We start from the raw sequence: 2,345 nt of genomic DNA, 5'->3' as shown, positions 1-2,345 counted from the left end.
TGCGTCTTTACTTCGTTCAGTTACGTATTGCTAAGGTTAAAACGGAGGAGTTAGTTGGATGATCCAGCACCTATTTACGACAAGGAATTCGCCGACCTTGCGCCGTTCCTCGCGTCCAATCATGCGCTGCGCCCGCACACGCCCGAGGCGCTGAGCGAATACGGTGCGGGTGGCAGCAGCCGGCGGCAGGAAGACCCGCCGCGCCGGCCGGTCGCGAACAGCCGCTGGCATCCGGAGCAGTACCAGGCCCTGTACCACGAAGCGGCGTGGCGCCAGATCGAGGCGGCGCCGTGGCTGTGGGCGAGCTTCGTGTGGACGGGTTTCGATTTCGCGTCCAGCGGCCGCAACGAGGGCGAGGCAACCGGCATCAACGACAAGGGCCTGGTCAGCATGGACCGCCAGGTCAGGAAGGATGCGTATTACTGGTACCAGGCCAACTGGTCGAAGAAGCCGATGGTATACATCACGTCGCGCCGGGCGGTGCGGCGCACCGCGGCCGATGCCGAGGTCAAGGTGTACAGCAACCAGCGGAGCGTGCGCCTGCGCGTGAACGGCGTCGATCTGGGCGAACAGGCCGTCGAAGGGCGTATCGCGCGCTGGCAGGTGCATCTGGCGCCGGGCGCCAACCGTGTCGAAGCAGTGGCGGGCGGCCTGACCGACGGTGTCGATTGGCGCCTGGAGCCGGCCGCGCCGTGAGCCCGGCGCCGACGCCGCCGGTCATGCGCGGGCGTCGCGCTCCGCGCCGGCGGCCAGCGGCGCGCCGCGCCAGGTCAGCCAGGCGAATCCCGCCAGGCCGGACGCCAGCGACGCCACCAGAATGGCCAGCTTCGACGCGGTGACGACGCCGGCCTGGTCGCCGAACGCGAGGTTGGTAATGAAGATCGACATCGTGAAGCCGATACCGCCCAGCAGCCCGGCCCCCAGCACGTGGCGCCAGGCCAGGTCGGACGGCAGGCGGCACAAGCCCGTCGCGACCGCCGCGGCGGTGGCGGCCACGATGCCGAGCGGCTTGCCGGCGGCCAGGCCGAGGAGGATGCCGAGGCTGTTGGACGACGCCAGCGCCTGCGCCCAGCCGGGGCCGATGACGACGCCGGTATTGGCGAGCGCGAAAATCGGCAGGATCGCGAAAGCGACCGGCTTGTGCAGCAGATGTTCGAGGCGATCCGACAGGGAGGGGCTGTCACCAGTCGCCGCATCGGGCAGCGCGAACGCCAGCAGCACCCCGGCGATCGTCGCGTGCACGCCCGACTTCAACATGAAGAACCACATCAGCGCACCGCCGGCGAGGTAGAGGGGCAGGGACCTCACGCGACCCATGCGGTTCAGCCCCGCCAGCAGCAGGAACACGGCCAGCGCCGCGGCGAGATAACCGATCGACAGTTGCGCCGTGTAGAACAGCGCGATCACGACGATGGCGCCCAGGTCGTCCATCACCGCGAGCGCGGTGAGGAAGATCTTCAGCGACGCCGGCACCCGATTGCCCAGCAGGGCGAGCACGCCGAGTGCGAAGGCGATGTCGGTGGCCATCGGAATGCCGAGACCCGCCTGCGCCGGCGTGCCGTGGTTCATGCTGAAATGAATGCATGCCGGTACGACGATGCCGCCCGCGGCCGCCACGATCGGCAGCGTCGCATTCTTCAGGTCGGACAGCTCGCCGTTGTGTAGTTCCCGTTTCAGTTCGAGTCCGATCAGCAGGAAGAACACGGCCATCAGGGCGTCGTTGATCCAGTTTTCGATGCTCAGGCCGGCGAGCGGCAGATGCCAGACGTGGAGGTAGGCGTGACCCAGCGGCGAATTGGCGAGCGCCAGCGACGCGAGCGTGCAGAAGATCAGCACGGCGCCGCCGGCCTTGCCCGACGCGGCGAATTCCTTGAAGGTGTCGGACAACGGCAGTTCAATCGCCATGGCGGCCTCCCTGCAAAGATGCGGGGCGCGGACGGTACGCGGGTGGCTGGACTGGAAGCGGGGCAATGAGTGTATGAAAGGTGGACATGCGGTCGTGTTTGAGCCGCGTGGCGGCCCGACCAGCGCAAATCCTGTCATACCCGAGCGGTATGATCACCCTTGCAACATTGTACCGCATCGCCCGGCTTGCGGAAAGGCGGCTGCCGCGTCCACACGTTTGCGGCGGCGAATGTTATATGCATTTGTGCAAATGCTGTTAACTTGCTATAATCCAAGCTTCTAATCGGGAAGCACGCATTCCCGTCCGGGTGCGGGGGCATACGCCCTTCGCGTCCATCTCCCCTGGCAGTCGCTGGTGCCGGCGTAATCGCGCCATGCCGCACCCGACTAGGTGCTGGATCATCCAACTAACTCCTCCGTTTTAACCTTCAGCAATACGT

The 2,345-nt window shown here is 66.4% G+C and carries 2 protein-coding genes; one reads left to right on the top strand and one right to left on the bottom strand.

The genetic code is table 11. The annotated features are described in order from the left end of the window. Positions 1 to 54 precede the first annotated feature (54 nt). Positions 55 to 696 (top strand): DUF4982 domain-containing protein, encoded by a 642-nt coding sequence (locus tag ACWNCF_RS02025; RefSeq protein WP_449405831.1) that lies wholly within the window; start codon positions 55 to 57, stop codon positions 694 to 696. Between the two features lie 21 nt (positions 697 to 717). On the opposite strand, the gene nhaA is transcribed toward ACWNCF_RS02025, so the two are convergent. Next, positions 718 to 1,905: a Na+/H+ antiporter NhaA gene (gene nhaA / locus ACWNCF_RS02020; RefSeq protein ID WP_449405830.1), complete on the bottom strand. Its 1,188-nt coding sequence runs from the start codon at positions 1,903 to 1,905 to the stop codon at positions 718 to 720. Positions 1,906 to 2,345: the final 440 nt, after the last annotated feature.

The sequence above is a fragment of the Massilia phosphatilytica genome (assembly GCF_977014125.1).
Note: the sequence above shows the minus strand (reverse complement) of the source record. Positions and strands in the feature narration are given on the sequence as shown.